General features: G+C 43.3%; 1 protein-coding gene. It reads right to left on the bottom strand.

Annotation, left to right across the window (positions count from 1 at the left end; all coding sequences use genetic code 11):
• Positions 1–416: EF-Tu C-terminal domain-related protein (locus tag HMPREF2732_RS05910; RefSeq protein ID WP_083304354.1), on the bottom strand; the 416-nt coding region annotated here is incomplete at both ends.

Here is a 416-nt window from a genome sequence, read left to right as displayed (position 1 = left end):
TTGATGATTTTCGCAACAACGCCAGCACCTACTGTACGGCCACCTTCACGGATTGCGAAACGTAAACCTTGGTCCATCGCGATTGGGTGGATTAAGCTTACTGTCATTTTGATGTTATCACCAGGCATTACCATTTCCACGCCTTCTGGTAATTCGATAGTACCAGTTACGTCAGTTGTACGGAAATAGAATTGTGGACGGTAACCTTTGAAGAATGGAGTGTGACGACCACCTTCATCTTTTGATAATACGTAAACTTCTGATTCGAAGTCAGTGTGTGGAGTGATTGAACCTGGTTTCGCTAATACTTGACCACGTTCGATTTCTTCACGTTTAGTACCACGTAATAATGCACCGATGTTTTCACCTGCACGACCTTCGTCAAGTAATTTACGGAACATTTCAACACCAGTTAC

It is taken from the genome of Haemophilus sp. HMSC061E01 (assembly GCF_001810345.1).
GTDB lineage: Bacteria > Pseudomonadota > Gammaproteobacteria > Enterobacterales > Pasteurellaceae > Haemophilus_D.
This window is presented reverse-complemented; position numbering and strand designations above follow the sequence as displayed.